General features: G+C 46.4%; 20 protein-coding genes and 3 tRNA genes. 10 read left to right on the forward strand and 13 right to left on the reverse strand.

The genetic code is table 11. The annotated features are described in order from the left end of the window. Positions 1–33: 33 nt before the first annotated feature. The 3 genes from pspC to pspA are packed head-to-tail and all read right to left on the reverse strand — an operon-like array spanning position 34 to position 1,347. On the reverse strand, positions 34–420 hold the full coding sequence (pspC, locus tag MO387_RS10455) for an envelope stress response membrane protein PspC (RefSeq protein WP_006081139.1): 387 nt from the start codon (positions 418–420) through the stop codon (positions 34–36). After that, the gene (pspB, locus tag MO387_RS10460; protein WP_006081138.1) at positions 407–646 is read right to left on the reverse strand and encodes an envelope stress response membrane protein PspB; all 240 of its coding nucleotides are present in this window, start codon (positions 644–646) and stop codon (positions 407–409) included. Before pspB ends, pspC begins: the two co-directional genes overlap by 14 nt. 17 nt (positions 647–663) lie before the next feature. Next, positions 664–1,347, reverse strand: a complete 684-nt coding sequence (gene pspA / locus MO387_RS10465) for a phage shock protein PspA (protein ID WP_006081137.1) — start codon at positions 1,345–1,347, stop codon at positions 664–666. Between the two features lie 177 nt (positions 1,348–1,524). On the opposite strand from pspA, the gene pspF reads away from it, so the two are divergent. The 8 genes from pspF to MO387_RS10505 all read left to right on the forward strand — a co-directional run bounded on the left by pspF (position 1,525) and on the right by MO387_RS10505 (position 9,649). After that, positions 1,525–2,616 carry a phage shock protein operon transcriptional activator gene (gene pspF, locus MO387_RS10470; protein ID WP_242326263.1) on the forward strand — a complete coding sequence of 364 codons (1,092 nt, stop codon included), beginning with the start codon at positions 1,525–1,527 and terminating at the stop codon, positions 2,614–2,616. A gap of 69 nt (positions 2,617–2,685) precedes the next feature. Next, positions 2,686–4,311: an ABC transporter substrate-binding protein SapA gene (gene sapA / locus MO387_RS10475; protein WP_115335019.1), complete on the forward strand. Its 1,626-nt coding sequence runs from the start codon at positions 2,686–2,688 to the stop codon at positions 4,309–4,311. Beyond that, the gene (locus MO387_RS10480; RefSeq protein ID WP_006085371.1) at positions 4,311–5,342 is read left to right on the forward strand and encodes an ABC transporter permease; all 1,032 of its coding nucleotides are present in this window, start codon (positions 4,311–4,313) and stop codon (positions 5,340–5,342) included. The genes sapA and MO387_RS10480 overlap by 1 nt, the downstream gene beginning before the upstream one ends. Continuing rightward, positions 5,329–6,219 carry an ABC transporter permease subunit gene (locus tag MO387_RS10485; protein ID WP_006081133.1) on the forward strand — a complete coding sequence of 297 codons (891 nt, stop codon included), beginning with the start codon at positions 5,329–5,331 and terminating at the stop codon, positions 6,217–6,219. Before MO387_RS10480 ends, MO387_RS10485 begins: the two co-directional genes overlap by 14 nt. 3 nt (positions 6,220–6,222) lie before the next feature. Further along, positions 6,223–7,230: an oligopeptide/dipeptide ABC transporter ATP-binding protein gene (locus MO387_RS10490; protein WP_006081132.1), complete on the forward strand. Its 1,008-nt coding sequence runs from the start codon at positions 6,223–6,225 to the stop codon at positions 7,228–7,230. Then, positions 7,211–7,996 (forward strand): ATP-binding cassette domain-containing protein, encoded by a 786-nt coding sequence (locus MO387_RS10495; protein WP_107947044.1) that lies wholly within the window; start codon positions 7,211–7,213, stop codon positions 7,994–7,996. Before MO387_RS10490 ends, MO387_RS10495 begins: the two co-directional genes overlap by 20 nt. Positions 7,997–8,101: 105 nt before the next feature. Beyond that, the gene (gene fabV / locus MO387_RS10500; protein ID WP_006085369.1) at positions 8,102–9,304 is read left to right on the forward strand and encodes an enoyl-ACP reductase FabV; all 1,203 of its coding nucleotides are present in this window, start codon (positions 8,102–8,104) and stop codon (positions 9,302–9,304) included. Positions 9,305–9,436: 132 nt separating this feature from the next. Then, positions 9,437–9,649: a molybdopterin-binding protein gene (locus tag MO387_RS10505; RefSeq protein ID WP_006085368.1), complete on the forward strand. Its 213-nt coding sequence runs from the start codon at positions 9,437–9,439 to the stop codon at positions 9,647–9,649. 188 nt (positions 9,650–9,837) lie between these two features. Here the strand turns inward: MO387_RS10505 and MO387_RS10510 are convergent, their stop codons facing one another. The 9 genes from MO387_RS10510 to MO387_RS10550 all read right to left on the reverse strand — a co-directional run bounded on the left by MO387_RS10510 (position 9,838) and on the right by MO387_RS10550 (position 18,936). Then, a complete protein-coding gene (locus tag MO387_RS10510) occupies positions 9,838–11,703 on the reverse strand; it encodes a SurA N-terminal domain-containing protein (RefSeq protein ID WP_107947043.1) in 1,866 nt (621 codons plus the stop codon). Positions 11,704–11,928: 225 nt separating this feature from the next. Continuing rightward, on the reverse strand, positions 11,929–12,201 hold the full coding sequence (gene hupB / locus MO387_RS10515; RefSeq protein WP_006081127.1) for a nucleoid-associated protein HU-beta: 273 nt from the start codon (positions 12,199–12,201) through the stop codon (positions 11,929–11,931). A 259-nt stretch (positions 12,202–12,460) separates the two neighbouring features. Beyond that, positions 12,461–14,818: an endopeptidase La gene (gene lon / locus MO387_RS10520; protein ID WP_071938997.1), complete on the reverse strand. Its 2,358-nt coding sequence runs from the start codon at positions 14,816–14,818 to the stop codon at positions 12,461–12,463. A gap of 132 nt (positions 14,819–14,950) precedes the next feature. Beyond that, positions 14,951–16,231, reverse strand: a complete 1,281-nt coding sequence (clpX, locus tag MO387_RS10525; RefSeq protein ID WP_006081125.1) for an ATP-dependent protease ATP-binding subunit ClpX — start codon at positions 16,229–16,231, stop codon at positions 14,951–14,953. An 84-nt stretch (positions 16,232–16,315) separates the two neighbouring features. Next, positions 16,316–16,924 (reverse strand): ATP-dependent Clp endopeptidase proteolytic subunit ClpP, encoded by a 609-nt coding sequence (clpP, locus tag MO387_RS10530; RefSeq protein ID WP_006081124.1) that lies wholly within the window; start codon positions 16,922–16,924, stop codon positions 16,316–16,318. A gap of 89 nt (positions 16,925–17,013) precedes the next feature. Beyond that, positions 17,014–18,318 (reverse strand): trigger factor, encoded by a 1,305-nt coding sequence (tig, locus tag MO387_RS10535; RefSeq protein WP_006085365.1) that lies wholly within the window; start codon positions 18,316–18,318, stop codon positions 17,014–17,016. A gap of 262 nt (positions 18,319–18,580) precedes the next feature. Beyond that, a tRNA-His gene (locus tag MO387_RS10540) sits at positions 18,581–18,656 on the reverse strand. A 9-nt stretch (positions 18,657–18,665) separates the two neighbouring features. Next, positions 18,666–18,742 (reverse strand) — tRNA-Arg (locus MO387_RS10545). 117 nt (positions 18,743–18,859) lie between these two features. Then, a tRNA-Pro gene (locus MO387_RS10550) sits at positions 18,860–18,936 on the reverse strand. A 361-nt stretch (positions 18,937–19,297) separates the two neighbouring features. On the opposite strand from MO387_RS10550, the gene folD reads away from it, so the two are divergent. Continuing rightward, the gene (gene folD, locus MO387_RS10555) at positions 19,298–20,152 is read left to right on the forward strand and encodes a bifunctional methylenetetrahydrofolate dehydrogenase/methenyltetrahydrofolate cyclohydrolase FolD (protein WP_107947042.1); all 855 of its coding nucleotides are present in this window, start codon (positions 19,298–19,300) and stop codon (positions 20,150–20,152) included. Between the two features lie 123 nt (positions 20,153–20,275). Here folD and cysS read toward each other — a convergent pair whose 3' ends face one another. Further along, positions 20,276–21,655: a cysteine--tRNA ligase gene (gene cysS, locus MO387_RS10560; RefSeq protein WP_107947041.1), complete on the reverse strand. Its 1,380-nt coding sequence runs from the start codon at positions 21,653–21,655 to the stop codon at positions 20,276–20,278. A gap of 140 nt (positions 21,656–21,795) precedes the next feature. Between cysS and MO387_RS10565 the strand changes: the two genes are divergently transcribed. After that, positions 21,796–22,290 (forward strand): peptidylprolyl isomerase, encoded by a 495-nt coding sequence (locus MO387_RS10565; RefSeq protein WP_006081120.1) that lies wholly within the window; start codon positions 21,796–21,798, stop codon positions 22,288–22,290. Positions 22,291–22,292 lie beyond the last annotated feature (2 nt).

Consider the following 22,292-nt stretch of genomic DNA (forward strand, 5'->3'; position numbering starts at 1 on the left):
AACAAGGGCGGACATGGCCGCCCTTTAGAAGGGTTACAAACTATTGATTTGTCTTTTTAAATCAAAGTTGTCAGAGGTGACGTGACGTTCTAAATTTTGTAGCCTAACTTCTAGGCTTCGAAATTGACGACTCACGTCGCTCAGCGCTTGCTTTGCGGGTTCTCCCGACTGCCACGGCTTCTTCTTCACCTCGATATCGTCTCTATCGTAATGCTTTTGCGGCTTGATGTCTAAAATCACCCATAAAGCGACATAGATGATAAACACTACACCAGAGCCGCCGAGTAAGAAGATAGACACCGCCAGTACTCGCACTAACCAAGTTTCAATCGCAAAGTACTCGGCAATCCCTGCACATACACCCGCTATTTTGCCTGACTGGGGAATGCGGTACAAAGTACGGCCATTAGATCCTCTCATGTTTCCCCCTCCATTCGGGCGATTCTGTATCCAGAATGGCCTCTAAGGTCTCGATACGCGCCGCCATTTTATCGGCCTTGGATATCAAGTCATTGAGTTGTGAAAACTCTTCCTCAGTGAGTCCCTGGCTCACTTGTCGCTTACTGCGATAATGAAGAACTAACCATATTGGCGCGACTATCACCATGAAAATAATAATCGGCGCCATTAGCACGTCCATATCCATAACTCACCTCTGAATTGTTATTCTTTTGACTTAGTTGGCGCTTTACCTTTTACCTTGGCTTTTAGCGCTGCCAGTTCTGCATTCACAGAATCTTCCGCTTCTAGCGCCGCAAACTCATCGGCTAAGGTCTTTTTGCTGCCAAGATCGTAAGATTCAACTTGGGCTTCTAAGCCTTCGACACGGCGCTCATATTGCTCAAACTTGAGCATAGCGTTGTCGATCTTGCTTGAATCTAACTGCTTTTTCACTTCTAAGCGTGATGACGCTGTTTGAGTGCGCAAAATAATGGTCTTTTGACGCGCTTTTGCATCGAGCAGCTTTTCTTGTAACATGCCCACTTCATCTTTCAAGCGTGCGATATGTTCATCGATAACAGCTAACTCTTGATTTAGCGTGTCTGCTAAACCGGTCGCTTTTTGTTTTTCAACTAAAGCGGCTTTCGCTAAGTCTTCACGGTCTTTGGACAGTGCCAGTTCAGCCTTATCTTGCCAATCTTGCACTTGCTCTAACACGCGGTTGATACGACGTTGCAGCTCTTTCTTTTCAGCTAACACTTTAGCTGAGGTAGAACGCACTTCAACGAGTGTGTCTTCCATTTCTTGGATAATCAGTCGAACCATTTTTTCTGGGTCTTCGGCTTTATCCAGCAATGCGCTGATATTAGAGTTAATGATATCGGCGAAACGAGAGAAAATTCCCATAATCCTATCCTCAAATTGATGTTGGTCTCGTATAAGGTAATACACTAACCGTGCCAACTTTTACTTCTTATTTAAATACAGCAACTTAAACAAAATCTTAACTTTTACTTCCTTTTACGCTTCAAGCCACTTATTATCATTTTCACCAAATTTTAGCGCGAAAGACTAAAAAATATCGTGGATAATAAATTTCAGCAAGACAACCTTATCGGTCAATCCAACGCCCTACTCGAAGTGTTAGAACATGTGTCGCAAATAGCGCCGCTGTCTAAACCCGTACTGATTATTGGTGAACGTGGTACAGGTAAAGAGCTTATTGCCGAACGCTTACATTATCTGTCTAAGCGCTGGGATCAAAGTTTTATTAAGCTAAACTGTTCATCTTTGAGTGAAAATTTACTCGAGAGCGAATTATTTGGCCATGAGTCAGGTGCCTTTACTGGCGCCAAAGGCAAACACGAAGGTCGCTTTGAGCGCGCCGACGGCGGCACCTTATTCCTCGACGAATTAGCCAATACCTCAGGACTTATCCAAGAGAAGCTTCTGCGTGTCATTGAATATGGCGAATTTGAACGAGTTGGCGGCAGTAAAACCGTGCAAAGTGATGTTCGTTTAATCTGCGCCGCCAACGAAGATCTGCCCTCACTTGCTGACGCAGGCGAATTTCGTGCCGACTTGCTCGATAGACTCGCCTTCGACGTGATCACTCTGCCACCGCTGCGTTGCCGCCCAGAAGACATAATGACGCTGGCGGAATACTTTGCCGTTGGCATGGCGCGCCAATTAAAACTGCAACTGTTCAGCGGTTTTAGTGCCCATGCGGTCGAGCAATTAATGACCCACGACTGGCCGGGTAATATCCGTGAACTTAAAAACGTGGTCGAGCGCAGCGTTTACCGTAATGGTGGTGAAAATCGGCCCATCGACCATATCACCCTCGATCCCTTTGCTTCACCCTATCGACCTAAAACTCGGATCAAGACCCGCGAACGTCAAATCACCTCAGTCGCGCCTACAACCGTTGCCAGCACGCCGCAATCTGCGCCGATACTTGAGGCTGAAGTACCCGCCAATACTGAGTCTTCAGTGAATAACTTTAATTTTCCGCTGGATTTTAAAGAGCAAACTGAGAAGTACGAAATGGATCTGATCCAGCAGGCACTCTCAAGCAGCCAATACAACCAAAAGAAAACCGCCGACATGCTCGGATTAAGCTACCACCAACTGCGTGGCATCCTTAAAAAGTACAATTTACTTGATAAAGCATAAGCAGATTGCCCATGGGGGAGATGCACTGCTAAAATAGCCGTTCATAGTCGATAAAATAATGATTTATAAATGAGTGTGCTAATTAGACGCCTGTGCCTAACAACTGCAGTTTCTTGCATGAGTTGGTTGTTGGTCGCGTGTGGCCCCCAACGACTCCCTTCCGGTTTGGTGTATTGCTCCGAAGGGAACCCTGAGTCTTTTAATCCACAATTGGTGACATCTGGCACGACAATCGATGCCACCTCGCACCAAATTTATAGTCGCTTAGTGGATTATGATACCCAGTCAGGCAAGCTTGTCCCTGCCTTGGCGACGAGTTGGGCTATGTCCGATGATGGCTTAAGCTATCGCTTCACCCTCAGGGAAAACGTGCAGTTCCAGCATTCGAAGCGGTTTACCCCGACACGACCCTTCAATGCCGACGATGTGTTGTTCTCCTTTAAGCGTATTATCGATACCCAGCATCCTTATCATTTTGTCTCCCGCACGGGTTATCCCTTCTTCCAAAGTATTGGCTTTTCTGAACAAGTTAAAGGGATAGAAAAGATAAACGATCATGAAGTGGTCTTTTATTTAACCCGCAAAGACGCTTCTTTTCTGTCAAATCTGGCCACCGACTTTGCGGTGATCTTATCCGATGAATATGCGCAGCAGCAGTTAGCCTTGGGTCATCCTGAAAACGTCGACCACTTTGCCATTGGCACTGGGCCGTTCACCTTAGTGCAATACGCGAAAAACGAATATATTCGCTATCGCCGTCATCCTGACTTTTGGGGCGAACCAGCAAAAATTGATATGCTGGTATTTGATATCACGCCAAAAAGTACCGTCAGACTCGCGAAACTGATCGCGGGCGATTGCAGTGTATCTGCGCTGCCCAAAGCGGGTGAGCTGCCCGTTATCAAGCAACATGAAGAATTGAATATTGAGTCACAACCTGGACTCAACGTAGCATTTTGGGCCTTTAATACGCAAAAGCCGCCACTGAATGATGTCCGAGTACGCCGCGCACTGGCCTATGCGGTCGATAAACAAAATATCCTGCGGGCGGTTTATCAAAATACTGCCATTGAAGCCACAGGCGTTCTGCCGCCAGCGTCTTGGGCCTACGACAACAACAAAGGGCTTGTGGATTACAATCCGCAAAAAGCGCGCGACCTATTAAAAGAAGCAGGCATTAAAAATCTCAGTATCGATATTTGGGCTATGCCAGTTGCCCGCGCCTATAACCCCAATGCGTTGAAAACGGCTGAATTAATTCAATCGGATCTGGCCAACATAGGCGTCAAAGTGAATATCGTCAGTTACGACTGGAGCGTGTTTAGTCAGCGGCTCAGCCGCGACGACTATGATTCAGTGTTAATTGGCTGGAATGCTGATAACAGCGATCCCGATAACTTCTTTACTCCTCTGCTGAGCTGCGCCGCAATGCAGTCGAACAACAATCGTTCTCGCTGGTGTAACCCTGAGTTTGATGCCATCTTAGATAGCGCAAGGGAAGTGTCAGATCAGAGCGAACGTAAAGTGATTTATCAACAAGCAGAAGCCTTTTTAGCTGAACAAGTGCCTATGCTGAGTCTGGCCCATGCCAAGCGTGTGGCGTTAACTCGCCATGATGTCAAAGACATGCAACTCACGCCTTTTGGTGGCATTTCCTTCGCCCACACTAGCCAAGCACAAGAGGAGGCGAATTAATGTTTAAATACCTACTGCGCCGCCTCAATTTGTTTCTTGCCACTTCGTTAGTCATGGTGGGTGTCTTATTTTACGCCACCGGCTTATTTCCGGTAGATCGCACCCACGCACTCACTGGCATACATACACCGACGGCGAGTCAACTGGTTCAAATCGAGCAGGACTACAAATTAGATAAAAACCAAGCGTGGCAATTTATCGCTTATCTACAACAAAGGCTTAGCGGTAATTTAGGCATTTCAGTCACCTCACATCAAGAAGTGGCCGAAGAACTCAGCGCTGTCCTACCCGCCTCCTTCGAACTTGCTGTGATGGCGGCCATTATCGCGATTTGCTTCGGTGTGCCCTTAGGTGTGCTTGCTTCCCAGAGCCAACATAAGCTCACCCAAAATACCATTATGGCGATCACGCTAACGGGCTACTCTGTGCCCGTGTTCTGGTTAGGTCTTTATCTTTCGCTCTGGTTTGGTGTCGATCTCGGTTGGTTACCGATTTCTGGCCAAATCAATTTGTTATATGAAATCAAACCTGTCACTGGCTTTATGTTGGTAGATACCCTGTTGTCAGAGTCTGAATACGGCATGTCGGCATTTAAAGATGCGCTGCTGCACATCATTTTGCCTGCCACAACACTCGCAGTGTTACCTTTTACTGTGGTGGTTCGCAGCACTCGTTCGGCGATGATGAATGTAATGAATCAAACCTTTATCCGCGCCGCCGAAGCCAGAGGCATGCATACTGGGACTATTATACTGCGCCACGCCCTACCTAACGCCTTGATCCCCGTGCTGAAACATTTAGGGTTAATGCTAGGTTCCTTTGCCAGTTATGCCATAGTGGTCGAAATGATTTTCTCTTGGCCTGGCGTGGGTTCTTGGCTGGTTTCAGGGATTTACCAACGGGACTACACTGTCATCCAAGGTGGTATTTTGGCCGTAGCCCTATTGATTATCTTCCTAAGTATCTTGATTGAAGTGCTGCATACAGTCTTTAATCCACTGAGCAGAAAAGACCTTTATGCCACCAGTTAAAATTTATCAAGAAGATCAGATTGCCTCCCCGACTATGCGGGTTTGGCTTAACTTTTCGGCTAACCCTTTCGCCTTGGCAGGTCTGTGGACGATTGCATTTCTACTCTTGCTAACGCTATTTGGCCCTATGATTGCGCCCTTCCCGCCAGAGGCACAAGATCCAAGAGCCTTGCTATTGCCCCCCTCGTGGGACCCTTCAGGCACAGTAGCGCACTTTTTAGGCACAGACGACTTAGGCCGCGATATCTTCAGCCGATTATTACACGGCGCACATTTGACCTTTGGTATGGCGCTGCTGATCGTCGTCACCGCATTATTCACAGGCTTTATTATAGGGTCGCTGTCAGGCATGATGCGGGGCTTAAAATCCAGTATTCTCGGGCACTTACTCGATGCATTGTTATCAATCCCTTCATTATTGATGGCCATTTTAGTGGTGGCGGTAATGGGGCCAGGGCTTGAAAATGTGTTCTGGGCCGTCGGAATTGCCTTAACCCCGCAATTTGTGCGCTCGATACACCAGTCAGTGCATGAAGAGTTACAAAAAGAATATGTCACAGCGGCGCGTTTAGATGGCGCGAACTCAATGCAAATTTTTTGGTATGTCATCATGCCAAACGTGTGGGAAGTGGTGATCATTCAAACCACGCTTGCCATTTCTGCCGCCATTTTAGATATCGCCGCCCTCGGTTTTTTAAGCTTGGGCGCGCAGGCACCAAGCCCAGAATGGGGCGCTATGGTCGCCCAAGGTATGGATAATTTATTAACGGCGCCTTGGGCTGTAACTATCCCGGGCTTAGCGATTCTTTTCAGTGTGCTTTCCATTAACTTGGTTGGCGATGGCCTACGGTCGGCGCTTGCGCCCATCAGAAACTAACTTATGCCTTTACTCGACGTACGAAATCTCACGATTGAACTCGATACGCCCCACGGTAGAGTGCGGGCGCTCGAAAAAGTCAGCTTAACGCTCAATGCGGGCGAAATTCATGGCCTAGTCGGTGAGTCAGGCTCTGGACGAAGTTTGTTAGCCAGAGCGATTCTTGGGATCCCAGGTCCCAACTGGACCATCACAGCCGATCGCATGATGTGGGATGGCAATAACTTGATGGCTATGAGCTCAAAAGAGCGCCGCAATCTAATGGGTTCAGACATGGCGATGATCTTCCAAGATCCATCGGGCAGCTTAGATCCGGCGCAAACCGTCGGCAGTCAGCTGATGCAAGCTATGCCTAAGAATCCCAATGCCTATTTTTGGCAAAAACGTCGACATGCACGGCTGACAGCGCAAAAATGGCTGCATAAAGTCGGGATTAAAAATCCTCGACAGGTAATGTCTAGCTATGCGTGGGAATTATCCGAAGGCGAATGCCAAAAGGTGATGATTGCGATGGCGGTTGCTAATCAGCCTCGCCTCTTGATTGCCGATGAACCCACAAGCTCGATGGAGCTCAGCACTCAAGCGCAGATATTCAGATTATTATCTCAATTAAATCAATTACAAAATGTATCGATTCTATTGATCAGCCACGAGCTTGAAACCTTAGCCCAATGGTGCGATCACTTATCCGTGCTCTATTGCGGTCAGGTTATGGAATCAGGGCCGACAGACGAAGTGATTAAGCAGCCTTATCATCCTTACACTAAGGCGCTGCTTGACAACATGCCCGACTATTCAGGCTCAGGTGGCCACAAGGCGATTATGCCTACCCTTCCAGGGTCTGCGCCTGCCTTACAGCATTTGCCAATCGGTTGCCGCTTAGGGCCTCGTTGCCCCGAAGCCCAAAAAAAATGCGTTAATCAGCCAAATTTAAGTCATATTAAAGACCGCTATTTTGCCTGTCATTTCCCTTATCACGGCGAAACCCACAATGACGACCCCACTGCTTAAAGTTAACGATCTTTATAAAAGATACGATACCGGTTATCGAGGCTTTTCCCGCCAATATAACGATGCATTAGCGCCCGTATCCTTCGAGCTCCAGCGCGGCGAAACCTTAGCCATAGTGGGTGAAGCGGGTTCGGGTAAAAGTACCTTAGCCCGCATTTTGGTCGGTGCTGAGCCCCGCAGCGGCGGCGAGATTTTTTTCGAAGGTGAAGCCTTAGACAGCCGCGATATCAAGCAAAGATGCCGCTTGATTCGAATGATTTTCCAAGATCCGAATACCTCACTAAACCCGCGTTTGACAATTGGCCAGTTGCTCGATGAGCCGCTGCGTTTTAATACCAAAATGTCGGCGAAATCGCGGCACACCCAAGTGGTCGACACATTGCGTAAAGTGGGCTTATTACCTGAGCATGCGGAGTTTTATCCGCACATGATTTCCGAAGGCCAGAAACAGCGCGTTGCGGTAGCGCGAGCCTTAATGCTCAATCCTAAAATTATTATTGCCGACGAAGCCTTGACCGCGCTTGACCTTTCAGTACGCTCACAAATTCTTAATTTGCTGCTGAAACTGCAAAAAGACCTCGGCTTGTCTTATATCTTCGTATCCCATAATCTCAATATTATTCGCCATGTTAGCGATAAAATCATGGTGCTGCACAAAGGTGTTATGGTCGAGAAAGCGCCTACAGAACAGATATTTAACTCGCCACAACATGAATATACCCAGAGGTTGATCCAAGAGCAAAGTCTGTTTGTCCATAAACGTTAAACTGCTCCAACCACTTAAATAATCAGGTGAATTGGCTAAAAATAGGTGCCATTTACCCGCCGAAATATTTATCCTATTGGTCATTTTGATAGAAGAAGCTTAAACATGATTATCAAACCAAAAATTCGTGGATTCATTTGTACCACTACACACCCAGTCGGTTGTGAAGCAAACGTTCAAGAACAAATCACGCTAACCAAAGCTAAAGGTAAAATTGCTAACGGCCCGAAAAGGGTATTAGTGGTTGGTTCATCAAGCGGTTACGGTCTGTCTTCACGTATCGCAGCCGCTTTCGGTAGCGATGCCGCAACGATTGGCGTGTTCTTCGAAAAGCCAGGTACTGAAACGAAACCAGGTACTGCGGGTTGGTACAACTCTGCCGCTTTCGACAAATTTGCTAAAGCTGAAGGCTTATATTCTAAGAGCATTAACTGCGATGCCTTTAGCCATGAAGCAAAACAAAAAGTGATCGAGCTTATTAAGCAAGATCTCGGTGAAATCGACATGGTCGTTTACTCACTGGCATCACCTGTGCGCAAACTGCCAGATTCTGGTGAACTTATCCGTTCTGCATTAAAACCAATCGGTGAAACTTACACTGCGACTGCGGTTGATACCAATAAAGATTGCATCATTGAAGCCACCGTTGAGCCAGCAACTGAGCAAGAAATTGCCGATACAGTAACGGTTATGGGCGGCGAAGATTGGGAACTGTGGATCAAAGCCTTATCTGAAGCCGGTGTATTAGCGGATAACTGCAAAACCGTAGCCTATAGCTATATCGGTACTGAACTGACGTGGCCAATCTACTGGCACGGCGCCCTTGGCAAGGCCAAGATGGATTTAGACCGCGCAGCAAAAGCCTTAAATGAGCAATTGTCAGCCACTGGCGGTAGCGCTAACGTAGCGGTACTGAAGAGCGTTGTAACTCAAGCGAGTTCGGCTATTCCAGTCATGCCTTTGTATATCGCTATGGTATTCAAGAAAATGCGTCAGGAAGGTCTCCATGAAGGTTGTATGGAGCAAATCTATCGCATGTTCAGTGAGCGTCTATTCCGCGCCGATGGGGCTAAGCCAGAAACTGACAGCGACAATCGCATCCGTTTAGACGATTGGGAACTGCGTGAAGATATTCAGCAACACTGCCGTAATCTGTGGCCACAAGTGACCACAGAAAACTTGTCAGAATTAACGGATTACCGTGAATACAAAGCTGAATTTATTAAATTATTCGGCTTTGGTATCGAAGGTATTGATTACGATGCCGACGTTAACCCATACGTTGAGTTTGACGTTATCGAGCTCTAATCGACTGCGATAGCTAATCACTGCTTATCACACCGTTAAACGCCACTTTTTAGTGGCGTTTTTATTTGCAACGCCCACACTAAGATGCGCTACACTCATTTCCACTAATCACTCCCTCAATAAGGAAAGACGATGAAAATTAGCGCAAGAAATACGCTCAGCGGCACGATCAAATCCATAGAAATGGGCGCGGTAAACAATGAAGTAACGATCGAACTTGCACCAGGTGTCGTATTGACCTCAGTGGTAACTAAAGCGTCCTGTGAGCGCCTAGGGCTTAAAGTGGGGGATTCGGCTTATGCACTTATCAAAGCCAGCAGCGTGATGATAGGCGTTGATGATTAGCGCGACTGTAACGTCGCGCTTGATGTGATGGAAGAGTAAATCTGACGGGGCTGCTGTGGCAGATCCCCTTCAAACTCATCGACACACTTCATCGCATTGAAAAACAAAAAGGCCAAGTGAAATCACTTGGCCTTTTAATCGAAGTTTATAAGTAGGGTAGCCAGTTCAACGCGCTATCCTCACTTAACTCATTCTTCTACAGGGTAAAGCACCTTGGCATTGGCTTTAAGTGAATCTATCAAGCCACGGTAGTCTGCTTCGCTGTATTGTGCGTTCAGGCGTTGTTTAAGCGCATTAACCAGCTCATCACTCACACCTTCAGCAGCGTTGACTTTATCTAGCGCAACCACGGCATAACCATTTGCTAAACCCACGGTATCGACAACAGGAGAAGTGCTTGGCGTTGGCATTTGGAACGCTTTGCCTACAATCGCAGGATCAACATCTTGCGCGCCACGGCCTAGTTTCGTTTTAGCCACTAAACCAAGATCCGTTGCACCGGCTTTAACTTGGGCCATCAGCTCTTGTGCTTTCGCACGGGCAGCTTCGTTTGCTTGATCTTGCTTCAAACGTTCTGTGATATTGGCTTTCACTTCCGCTAAGGCCAAAGTGCCCGCATCGTGATGTTCCTTCACCCGAACCACCACCACGTGGTTAGGTTCAAGCTCAATCACTTCACTGTTTAACCCTTTTAGCATAACAGTTTCAGAGAACGCAGCTTTAACTAAGTCTGGCTTGTTCAGCGCAGCAGGAACGTTATCGCGAGAGAACAGTGGAGTCGTCTTAATATCGACGCCCACAGCTTTAGCGGTTTCAGATAACGTATCTGGCACTTCATAGCTAGTATCAGCCAATTTGCTTTGTAAGCTGTAGAATTGATCAACCGCTTTCTTATCTTGCAATTGCGCTACTATCTTAGCTTTCACATCGGCAAACGGTACAGTCACACCAGGTTGCACATCTAATAGCTTGATAATGTGGAAACCAAAGTCAGTTTTAACTACCGCTGAATGTTGGCCTTTGTTCAATGCAAATAATGCGGCATCGAAAGCGGGGTCCATCACGCCTGGTTCAAACCAATCCAGTTTACCGCCCTGCTCTGCACTCAAGGTATCGTCAGAGTTCGCTTTAGCCAGATCAGCAAAATCGGCACCGCTGTCTAATTGCTTCGCTAAATCTTCAGCCTTGGCTTTTGCAGCAGCTTCATCGCTACCTGGCATAACCAGAATGTGTGCGGCAAGACGCTTCTCATTAGACACGTACTGCGCTTTATGTTCTTCGTAATAAGCTTGCGCTTCTTCATCTGAAACTGGGTTATTTTTAGCAAAATCAGCCGCATTCAGCTCAACATATTCTAAGCTCACCATTTCAGGGCTCATAAACTGCCCTTGGTTTGCGTCATAATAGTTTTTCACTTGCTCGTCAGTCACAACCGCTGTCGCTAAGAATGGCGCAGAATCAACAACTAAATAACGCACATCGCGAGTTTGGCCTTGTAACTCAGCTAACTGCTTAGCTTCGCCAGCTAACACAAATTCAGTACCAACTAGCGCTGCCGTTAACTGACGACGGGTCATATCGACACGCATCATGTCTCTGAACGCCTGTGGTTGATAACCTAACTGACGTAGAATCGCTTGATAACGATCGTTATCAAATTTGCCATCGGTTTGGAATGCAGGTTCAGTTTTCACGGCTGCAATGATCTGTTCGTCAGATACACGCAACCCCATAGCCTTAGCCGCTTGATCAATCAATTTGTCAGCCACTAAGCGCTCTAATACGCTCTGCTTAATGCTTTGTAGATATTTTTCGTCAGCAGATAACGCAGCAAACATCTCACCTAGCTGTTGCTCCATACGAGAGCGCTCGCTTTGGTAAGCCTGCTCAAGCTCGGCTTTAGTGATTATGTCACCGTTCACTTCTGCTGCTGGCACATCAGTTGTAGAACCTAAGTAACTGCTGACTCCTGCAAATGCAAAAGATAAAATCACAAGTACGAGAATGCCTTTAGCAATCACGCCTTGCGAACCATCGCGGATCTTTTCTAACATCAGATTTCTCGCTTGTTGCGATTAACAAAATAAAAAGGCGCATCAGTTTGAGATGCGCCTTTCTGTAATTTATGGGGAATATTCAGACGCTACCACTGGTAAATTCTAAAACCCCGAGTAATGGTAGAAATTAAGCTTCATATTCCATTACTTTCAATTCGTAAAAAGCACTGATAAACAGTGCTTGTCATTACGAATGCCTTACAAAGGCTACGATATTAATGATTAATTAACAGCGTCTTTCAGTGCTTTACCAGCTTTGAATGCTGGAATTTTAGCTGCTGCGATTTTGATTTCTTCACCCGTTTGTGGGTTGCGACCAGTACGCTCAGCGCGTTCACGCACTTCAAAAGTACCAAAACCAACAAGAGAAATTTTATCGCCTTCTTTCAGACCTTCGGTCACAGCAGCGATAAAAGAATCCAGTGCACGGCCGGCAGCGGCTTTAGAAATGTCAGCACCAGATGCGATTTTCTCGATTAGTTCAGATTTGTTCATGTCATCCCCTTGAATGTAATTTTTTTGCGCCGCAACCAAATCCGTCTCTAGAGCGGTCTGCGGAGGCTTTTATAACAAGCTTGAATTCAAAGTTCAAGCTGAGTTCGAAAACCAAAGAAATAAAACTGGATACAGCTCAAAGCCAGTTGCGCCAAGGGCTTGGAGCAGCTGGCTCTCCACAGACCTAGGCTACCACAGGTCTACGCTTTGTTAAGCCCCTTTTTTCATTTTTTTTAACGTGATAGCGCAATTTCTTGCGTTATGCCAAGTTTTTAACCACTTCAAAGCCTTCAACCGGTCTTTCTAGGGCCAGTTTTAACACTTCATCGACCCAACGCACGGGACGAATTTCTAAATCGGCAATCACATTGGCAGGAATTTCTTCCAGATCACGCTCGTTTTCTTTTGGTATAAGCACTAATTTTATGCCGCCGCGGTGTGCTGCCAGCAGTTTTTCTTTCAAACCACCGATAGGTAACACTTCACCACGTAAGGTTATTTCACCTGTCATGGCCACGTCGCTACGCACTGGGTTACCCGTTAAGCTGGATACTAAAGCGGTACACATAGCCGCACCGGCTGATGGACCATCTTTTGGCGTTGCACCTTCTGGCACATGCACATGGATATCACGCTTCTCGTAGAAATCCGCATTGATACCTAATTGTTCCGCACGGGCGCGAACAACTGTCATCGCCGCTTGAATCGACTCTTGCATGACGTCGCCAAGGGAACCGGTATAAGTTAACTTACCTTTACCAGGCACTGACGTTGCTTCAATCGTTAGCAGATCACCGCCTACTTGTGTCCACGCTAAGCCTGTCACTTGACCGATTTGGTTCTTCGACTCGGCTTTACCGTAATCGAAGCGCTGCACGCCAAGGAATGACTTAAGATTCTCTTGATTCACAGTGACAGATTTTACTGATTTATCGAGCAAAATCATTTTCACGACTTTACGGCAAATCTTAGACAATTCACGCTCAAGCGAACGCACGCCCGCTTCACGGGTGTAATAGCGGATAATGCCAACGATAGCGCTATCCTCGACTTTAATTTCAGCCGCTTTTAAGCCGTTGCGCTCAATTTGCTTATTCAGCAAATGTTGCTTAGCAATATTCAACTTCTCGTCTTCGGTGTAACCCGACAAACGGATCACTTCCATACGGTCCAGTAGTGGACCAGGAATGTCCATAGAGTTAGACGTTGCCACAAACATCACATCGGATAAGTCGTAATCGACTTCGAGGTAATGATCGTTAAAGGTCGCATTTTGCTCAGGATCTAACACTTCTAATAAAGCAGAAGCCGGATCGCCGCGCATGTCTGAACTCATCTTGTCGATTTCATCGAGCAAGAATAATGGGTTTTTCACGCCCACCTTAGCCATTTTTTGAATGACTTTACCTGGCATAGAACCAATATAGGTACGGCGATGACCACGGATTTCCGCTTCATCACGCACGCCGCCTAAAGCAACACGCACATACTTACGACCGGTCGCCTTAGCGATCGATTGACCCAAGGAAGTTTTACCCACACCTGGAGGTCCAACGAGACACAGGATTGGTCCTTTAAGCTGACGCACTCGGCTTTGGACTGCCAAATATTCCAAGATACGTTCTTTAACTTTTTCCAGACCAAAATGATCGGTATCGAGCACTTCTTGGGCTTTCGCTAAATCACGTTTGATTTTAGAGCGTTGGCTCCAAGGCACTGACGTCATCCAATCCACATAGCTGCGCACAACTGTGGCTTCTGCCGACATTGGCGACATCATACGTAGCTTGTTAAGCTCAGCCAGGGCTTTTTCTTTCGCCTCGGCGGGCATGTTAGCCTCTTCAATCTTACGATTTAAGGCTTCAAACTCGTCATGACCTTCGTCTAAGTCACCCAGTTCTTTCTGGATGGCTTTCATCTGTTCGTTCAGATAGTACTCACGCTGACTTTTTTCCATCTGTTTTTTAACGCGGGTACGGATACGTTTCTCAACCTGCAATAGGTCGATCTCCGATTCCATCATCGCCATTAAATATTCCAGACGCTCGCCAACGTTGATCATCTCAAGCACAGATTGCTTATCTTCAAGCTTAAGTGGCATGTGTGCAGCCATAGTATCTGCCAGACGCGCCGCTTCATCGATACCCGATAAAGAGGTCAAGACTTCTGGCGGGATCTTTTTGTTCAGCTTGATATAACCTTCAAACTGACCAATAGCACTGCGCACTAACACTTCTTCTTCTTTGTCTTCCAGCGGTTCTGATTCCAGATACTCAGCCTTAGCCACAAAGAATTCTGTTTCTTGGGTGTAACGGGTAATACGGGCGCGACGACCGCCTTCTACCAACACTTTGACTGTGCCGTCTGGCAGCTTAAGTAACTGTAAAATAGAGGCAACCGTACCCACTTCGAAGATGTCATCTTTTGATGGTTCATCGAGTTCGGCATCACGCTGCGCCACTAAAATAATTTGCTTATCCTGCGCCATTGCGGTTTCGAGACATCGAATAGATTTTTCTCGTCCGACAAATAACGGAATTACCATATGGGGATAGACCACCACATCTCGCAGTGGCAGCACGGGGAGTTCGATATGCGCTTCACGCTCTTGGGTCATAGTTCGATTCCGTTTTGGTGAAATGGATTAATACTGGAGTATATTGGGACGCTTTATTGAGTTTCAATGGCTAATACGAAAAAAGGAGTCCATTGGACTCCTTGTTTTTCAGTTTATTAGCAATCAGTACAATTATTGCTCGCCAGAGGCTGCTTGGGCTTCATTGTGCTCATAAATCAGGATAGGTGCAGATTCACCTTTCACGACTGATTCATCGACAACGGCCTTCACTACACCATCGACTGAAGGAATATCGTACATAGTATCCAGTAGAATACTTTCAACGATTGAGCGTAAACCACGGGCACCTGTCTTACGTGACATCGCCTTGTGTGCTATCGCTTTAAGTGCATCTTCGCGGAACTCAAGCTCAACGCCTTCCATCTCAAATAACGCGCTGTACTGTTTAGTCAGGGCATTTTTAGGTTGAGATAGAATTTGCACTAGGGCTTCTTCATCCAGCTCAGTCAGAGTCGCAACCACAGGTAGACGGCCGATAAACTCAGGAATTAAGCCATATTTGACCAAATCGCCAGGTTCAACTTGAGTTAAGGTTTCAGAAATCGTCGCCTTCTCTTTTTCGCCTTTTACCTGAGCACCAAAACCGATACCCGAACCAACGTGTGCACGTTGCTCAATCACTTTCTCAAGCCCTGCAAACGCACCGCCACAGATAAACAGGATCTTAGAAGTATCGACTTGTAAGAATTCTTGCTGTGGATGCTTACGGCCACCTTGGGGTGGAACCGCGGCAACAGTACCTTCAATCAGCTTAAGCAGCGCTTGCTGCACGCCCTCACCCGATACGTCACGGGTGATCGATGGATTGTCTGACTTACGGCTAATTTTATCGATTTCATCGATATACACGATACCACGCTGCGCTTTCTCTACATCGTAGTCGCACTTTTGCAGCAACTTTTGAATGATGTTTTCAACGTCTTCACCCACATAACCCGCTTCAGTCAGTGTCGTGGCATCGGCCATAGTGAAAGGTACATTGAGTGAGCGCGCAAGGGTTTCAGCCAACAGCGTCTTACCGCTACCCGTTGGACCGATAAGTAAAATGTTACTCTTACCCAGCTCGATACCATCTTTAGGCGATGCATTCTTTAAACGCTTATAGTGGTTATACACTGCCACAGACAGCACTTTTTTCGCCCTGTCTTGGCCAATCACATAATCGTCTAAATGTGCACGCAACTCATGTGGTGTCGGTAACTTATCGCTATCGCGCTTTGGAGAGATTTCTTTAATCTCTTCACGAATGATGTCGTTACATAACTCAACACATTCGTCGCATACATACACTGATGGGCCAGCAATGAGTTTTCTGACTTCATGCTGGCTCTTTCCGCAAAAAGAGCAGTACAGCAATTTACCGCTGTCACCATTATTTTTGTTGTCGCCCATTAATTACCTCATTTGCAGTCTGCTCTACTGCCTGTCTTAAATTTGCTTAACCTTTACAGAGCATAGCTCAGTCAAAAGCAAAAATCAGCCGCGTTTCGTCATCACAGAATCAACTAAGCCATATTCGACGGCTTGAGTCGCGCTCATGAAGTTGTCACGATCGGTATCGCGTTCAACCACTTCGAGCGGTTGGCCAGTGTGCTCGGCTAACATTTGGTTAAGCTTATTCTTAATGCCTAAGATTTCTTTGGCATGGATAGCGATGTCAGAAGCTTGACCTTGGAAACCACCCAGTGGTTGATGGATCATCACGCGAGAGTTTGGTAAACAGTGACGTTTGCCCTTCTCACCACCGGCTAATAAGAAAGCGCCCATGCTGGCCGCTTGGCCGATACAGACAGTGCTAACATTCGGTTTGATAAACTGCATGGTATCATAAATCGCCATGCCTGCGGTGACTGAGCCACCAGGAGAGTTAATGTATAAAAAGATATCTTTATCTGGGCTTTCTGATTCTAAGAATAATAGTTGCGCCACGATAAGGTTTGCCATGTGTTCTTCAACTTGACCTACCAAAAAGATAATCCGCTCTTTCAACAAACGAGAATAAATATCGTATGAGCGTTCACCCTTAGCAGTCTGTTCGATCACCATAGGCACTAAAGCACTTTGTATGTCTGACGCATTATGCATTATTCACTTCCCTAAATAAAAATGGCTCGCATGAGGAGCCTCATACGAGCCATTATAAATGGCGAACAGCTAATCAAGTCAAGCTTAGCTTATGCGCGACCAGTAGCCTTGTTCATAAATTCTTCAAAAGCGACTTCTTTTTCGGTCACTTTGGCAGATTTCAACAGTGCTTCAACCGCTTGCTCTTCTAAAGCAACGTTGCGCATGTTTTGCATCAGCTCTTTGTTGCTGTTGTAATAAGCAACAACTTCACTTGGATCTTCGTAGGCAGAAGCCATAGAAGCAATCAAACCTTGTACGCGTTCGTCTTCTGCTTTCAGTTCGTTAGTCTTGATGACTTCGCCTAATAACAGACCGATTTTAACGCGACGTGCAGCTTGTTCAGTGAACAATTCAGCTGGCAGTTCAGGCATGTTTGCCGTTTGATTGCCAAAACGTTGCATTGCTTGTTGACGCAGTACGTTAACTTCGCCATCGATCAGTGCTTTTGGCAAAGTGATGTCGTTGTTCGCTAACAGACCGTTGATCACTTGCTCTTTCACGTTAGCTTTTAACGCTTGCTCAAGTTCACGGTTCATGTTTTTACGGATTTCAGCTTTAAGGGCTTCTAAGCCACCTTCGCTGATACCGAACAGAGCAGCAAACTCATCGTTTACTTCTGGCAGGTTAGCAGCTTGAACTTCAGTCAGCGTAATCGCGAACTTAGCTGCTTTACCTTTCAGGTTTTCAGCGTGATATTCTTCTGGGAAGTTCACGTCGATAACAAATTCTTCACCCGCTTTGTGACCTAAGATACCCGCTTCAAAACCAGGGATCATACGTCCGCTGCCTAATTGCAGTTCGAAATCGTCAGCTTTGCCGCCTTCAAATTCTTCACCATCAACTGAGCCAACAAAGTTCATTTTCACTTTGTCGCCATCGGCAGCTTCACGTTCAACAGCAGCGAAAGTCGCGTGTTGTTTACGTAGGGTTTCAATCATAGTGTCAACGTCAGCGTCAGTCACTTCAGCTTTTGGTTGTTCTACTTCGATTGCATCTAAGCCTTTCAGCTCAACTTCTGGATAGATTTCAAAGGTAGCGATAAATTCGAACTTTTCGCCATCAGTAGAACCAGGAACAAAAGTCGGTGCACCGGCTGGGTTTAACTTCTCAGCAATAATTGCTTCGATGAAGTTACGTTGCATCACTTCACCCATGATGTCTTGACGAATCGCTGCGCCGTAACGTTTGTTAATCACAGTAATAGGCACTTTACCAGGACGGAAACCTGGGATACGAGCACGCTTAGCTTCACGTTGTAAACTGTCTTTAACCAGCTTTTCAATTTGTTCAGCAGGAACAGAAATGGTCAGGCGACGCTCTAGGCCTTGGGTTGCTTCAACAGAAACTTGCATTGTTTTACCTCGAAATTTGTCTAACGTCCTTTGTAATAGCCGATTCATCAACTATTCAGGTATTCGTTTCTTGATCATTAAATTTGACTACAATGCCCACCACTACTGGCTTTAGGCACAGGTCGCTCATAGTTGATATCTATCAAGACGCGACATTATAGCCACCGTTTTCTGCAGAGTCGAGCCTCAACAGCCGAATCTGGGGTATAAAAAAAGCGACACAAGGTCGCTTTTTTTAGTTTGTACTCAAAGTACTAAAAAATGGGGTGACTGATGGGGCTCGAACCCACGACAACCGGAATCACAATCCGGGACTCTACCAACTGAGCTACAATCACCACTGAAACTGGTACGCCCGGCAGGATTCGAACCTGCGACCACCCGCTTAGAAGGCGGGTGCTCTATCCAACTGAGCTACGGGCGCATGGTTTACAGAACTTTCTGCATCCTAACCGATTTTGGAAAGCACTTAGCTGACCCTACCATTCGCTTATTTGAGTTCAAATTAGCTTTAAATTCATTGAAGCAAACGACAATAAAGTGGTCGGTGATAGAGGATTCGAACCTCTGACCCTCTGGTCCCAAACCAGATGCGCTACCGGGCTGCGCTAATCACCGAAAGTCTTACATTTTTTGGTATCAACTCAGAGGGTTCCCTCTGGTCCGCTCTCATCCAAAAACTGGATACACTACCGGACGCGCTAATCACCGAAGGTCTTACATAACATTTTCAGTGCTAGATGAACACATCTGCCTGAGAACGGAGCGCATCTTATCCCCTCACTTTACAACCGTCAACGATTTTTTTATTGATTGACTCTAGGTGCTGAATTATCAGGCTAATCCGTTTTTTTTTATCCATTTGGCGACGGCTTTAACCATGACACAGTAGCTGTGCCCTGTTAAAATAGCCGCGATTGCCAATCTCTGTGTTAACTACTGTTTTAACCATCGCCCATATAAAGGATATCCTACACCCATGACAGCCCAAATAATCGACGGCAAGGCGATTGCTCAATCCATCCGCACTAAGCTCAGCGAAAAAGTCACCGCCCGCAAAGAGGCTGGACAGCGCATTCCAGGTTTAGCCGTAGTATTAGTGGGAGCCGATCCGGCATCACAGGTTTATGTTGGAAGCAAACGTAAGGCCTGTGAGGAAGTTGGATTTATTTCTCGTTCATACGATTTAGAAACAAGTTGCAGTGAAAATGAGTTGCTGAGCCTTATTGATAGTCTGAATGATGATCCGACCATCGATGGCATTTTAGTGCAACTGCCACTACCCGCCCATATCGAAGATTCAAAAGTCATCGAACGTATTCGCCCAGATAAAGATGTCGATGGATTTCACCCGTACAACGTTGGCCGTTTAGCCCAGCGTATTCCTGTGCTGCGCTCTTGCACGCCGATGGGCATAATGACACTCATCAAATCCACCGGCGTTGATACCTATGGTTTAGATGCTGTCGTGGTTGGTGCGTCTAATATTGTCGGCCGCCCTATGACGTTAGAATTACTGTTGGCGGGTTGCACTACGACCACTTGCCACCGTTTCACTAAGAATCTTGAGCAAAAAATTCGTATCGCAGATCTCGTGGTTGTCGCAGTCGGTAAACCCGGCTTCATTCCTGGTGAGTGGATCAAGCCCGGCGCTATCGTCATTGACGTAGGCATTAACCGTTTAGATAACGGCACCTTAGTCGGCGATGTGCAATATGGCGTTGCGGCGCAAAATGCCAGCTTTATCACTCCAGTCCCCGGCGGTGTTGGCCCGATGACGATTGCGAGTCTATTGGAAAACACCTTATACGCTGCTGAGCAATATCACGACTAAGTTCTAAGTTCTAAGTTCTAAGTTCTAAGTTCTAAGTTCTGCAAGCATAAAAAAAACCTGCATGATGCAGGTTTTTTTATGGCTGAAGATTTCATCTAGATGAGAGAAAACAACTAACTAAGCTTATTTCTTGCGCCAAGTGGTGCCACTCGGGCCATCTTCGAGCTCAACGCCTAACTCATTCAAACGGTTACGCGCCACATCCGCAGCAGCCCAGTCCTTTTCAGTACGAGCACGGTTACGTTCAACGATTAAAGCTTCGATTTCAGCCACTTCATCATCACTACCGCCGCCTTGGAAGAAAGCTTCAGGCTCTTGGCTTAATAAGCCTAAAACATCCGCTAATTGCTTCAAGGTGACTGCTAATGCCGATGCCTGTGCCATATCGGTCAGTTTTAAACGATTGATCTCACGCACCATGTCAAACAGGACTGAGTAGGCTTCAGGTGTATTAAAGTCATCATCCATCGCCGCTTTAAATTTCGCGATAAACTCTTCTGCTGGCGCTGCAGTGACAGTCAAGTCGACATCTTTAATGGCGGTATACAAACGCTCTAAAGCTGAACGAGCTTGTTTCAAGTTATCTTCTGAATAGTTCAGTTGGCTACGATAATGGCCAGATAACAGGAAATAACGCACAGTTTCAGCATCATAGTGACCAAGTACATCGCGAATGGTAAAGAAATTGCCTAACGACTTAGACATTTTTTCACGGTCAACCATCACCATGCCAGTGTGCATCCAATAGTTCACGTATGGCGTGTCATGGGCACAGCAAGACTGGGCGATTTCGTTCTCATGGTGCGGGAACTGTAAGTCAGAGCCGCCGCCATGAATATCAAAATGCAGACCCAAATGTTTGCTGTTCATGGCCGAACATTCGATATGCCAGCCAGGACGACCCGGTCCCCAAGGTGATTCCCACGTCGGTTCACCAGGTTTAGACATTTTCCACAACACAAAATCCATTGGATTTTGTTTGGTTTCGTCCACTTCAACCCGAGCACCGGCTTGCAGTTGATCTAAATTCTGACCCGATAAACGGCCGTAATCAGGATAGGAAGCCACGCTGAAAAGCACATCACCATCGCTAGCAACATAGGCATGGCCACGGGCGAGTAATAACTCAACCATGTCGATGATTTCGGCAATATGCAGGGTTGCGCGCGGTTCAAAGTCGGGGCGCAACATATTTAAGGCATCGAAGTCTTGATGCATTTCACCGATCAAACGCTCGGTTAAGGCTTCACAGCTTTCGTTATTCTCGTTAGCGCGTTTGATGATTTTGTCATCAACATCGGTAATATTGCGCTGAAAATTCACTTCATAACCCGCGTAACGCAGGTAGCGCACTATCATGTCAAAGGAAACAAAAGTACGGCCATGACCAATATGACAGAGATCGTATATGGTCACACCACACACGTACATCCCGATTTTGCCGGGAGTAATCGGCTTAAATTCCTGTTTTTGGCGGGTAATACTGTTGTAAATCTTCAACATCGATATTCTCTTCAATGATACATTCAGGTGTAAAATCAAGGAGTCAGTCTACCACGGCCTGACAGGTTTTGAATACTGCACTTTGCGCGCAATCCGAGATAAGTTAGAATCGCGCCACTATTTACAGAGAGTATGAAAACATGATCACAATACACACCAATTTGGGCGACATTAAACTGCAACTGAACGCTGAAAAAGCGCCATTAACAGTAGCAAACTTTATGAAATATGTTGACGAAGGTTTCTTCGACGGCACTATCTTCCACCGTGTGATTGACGGTTTCATGATCCAAGGTGGTGGCTTCAACGAAGACATGAGCCAAAAACGTTGTAACGAGCCAGTGAAAAACGAAGCCAATAACGGTTTATCAAACCGTACTGGTACTGTCGCTATGGCACGTACTTCTGATCCACATTCGGCCACTGCACAGTTCTTCATTAACGTGAACGACAACACTTTCCTCGATTTTAAATCAGAAACCTCACAGGGCTGGGGCTACTGCGTATTCGGCGAAATCGTTGAAGGCATGGACATTATCGAAAAAATCAAAGCCGTTAGCACTGGCAACCGTGGCATGCATCAAGATGTGCCATTAGAAGCCATTGTGATTGAAAAAGTCAGCGTTGCGGCATAATT

Origin of the sequence: Shewanella sp. N2AIL (genome assembly GCF_022690845.1) — a bacterium.
Lineage (GTDB): Bacteria > Pseudomonadota > Gammaproteobacteria > Enterobacterales > Shewanellaceae > Shewanella > Shewanella baltica.

Coding starts and splice junctions, on each gene's coding strand:
- MO387_RS10485 (WP_006081133.1), top strand. CDS start 5,329: ATGCCACCAGTTAAAATTTATCAAGAAGATCAGATTGCCTCCCCGACT.
- MO387_RS10565 (WP_006081120.1), top strand. CDS start 21,796: ATGATCACAATACACACCAATTTGGGCGACATTAAACTGCAACTGAAC.
- cysS (WP_107947041.1), bottom strand. CDS start 21,655: ATGTTGAAGATTTACAACAGTATTACCCGCCAAAAACAGGAATTTAAG.
- tig (WP_006085365.1), bottom strand. CDS start 18,318: ATGCAAGTTTCTGTTGAAGCAACCCAAGGCCTAGAGCGTCGCCTGACC.
- folD (WP_107947042.1), top strand. CDS start 19,298: ATGACAGCCCAAATAATCGACGGCAAGGCGATTGCTCAATCCATCCGC.
- pspA (WP_006081137.1), bottom strand. CDS start 1,347: ATGGGAATTTTCTCTCGTTTCGCCGATATCATTAACTCTAATATCAGC.
- MO387_RS10505 (WP_006085368.1), top strand. CDS start 9,437: ATGAAAATTAGCGCAAGAAATACGCTCAGCGGCACGATCAAATCCATA.
- lon (WP_071938997.1), bottom strand. CDS start 14,818: ATGACCCAAGAGCGTGAAGCGCATATCGAACTCCCCGTGCTGCCACTG.
- MO387_RS10510 (WP_107947043.1), bottom strand. CDS start 11,703: ATGTTAGAAAAGATCCGCGATGGTTCGCAAGGCGTGATTGCTAAAGGC.
- sapA (WP_115335019.1), top strand. CDS start 2,686: ATGAGTGTGCTAATTAGACGCCTGTGCCTAACAACTGCAGTTTCTTGC.
- hupB (WP_006081127.1), bottom strand. CDS start 12,201: ATGAACAAATCTGAACTAATCGAGAAAATCGCATCTGGTGCTGACATT.
- MO387_RS10480 (WP_006085371.1), top strand. CDS start 4,311: ATGTTTAAATACCTACTGCGCCGCCTCAATTTGTTTCTTGCCACTTCG.
- fabV (WP_006085369.1), top strand. CDS start 8,102: ATGATTATCAAACCAAAAATTCGTGGATTCATTTGTACCACTACACAC.
- clpX (WP_006081125.1), bottom strand. CDS start 16,231: ATGGGCGACAACAAAAATAATGGTGACAGCGGTAAATTGCTGTACTGC.
- MO387_RS10495 (WP_107947044.1), top strand. CDS start 7,211: ATGACGACCCCACTGCTTAAAGTTAACGATCTTTATAAAAGATACGAT.
- pspB (WP_006081138.1), bottom strand. CDS start 646: ATGGATATGGACGTGCTAATGGCGCCGATTATTATTTTCATGGTGATA.
- MO387_RS10490 (WP_006081132.1), top strand. CDS start 6,223: ATGCCTTTACTCGACGTACGAAATCTCACGATTGAACTCGATACGCCC.
- clpP (WP_006081124.1), bottom strand. CDS start 16,924: ATGCATAATGCGTCAGACATACAAAGTGCTTTAGTGCCTATGGTGATC.
- pspC (WP_006081139.1), bottom strand. CDS start 420: ATGAGAGGATCTAATGGCCGTACTTTGTACCGCATTCCCCAGTCAGGC.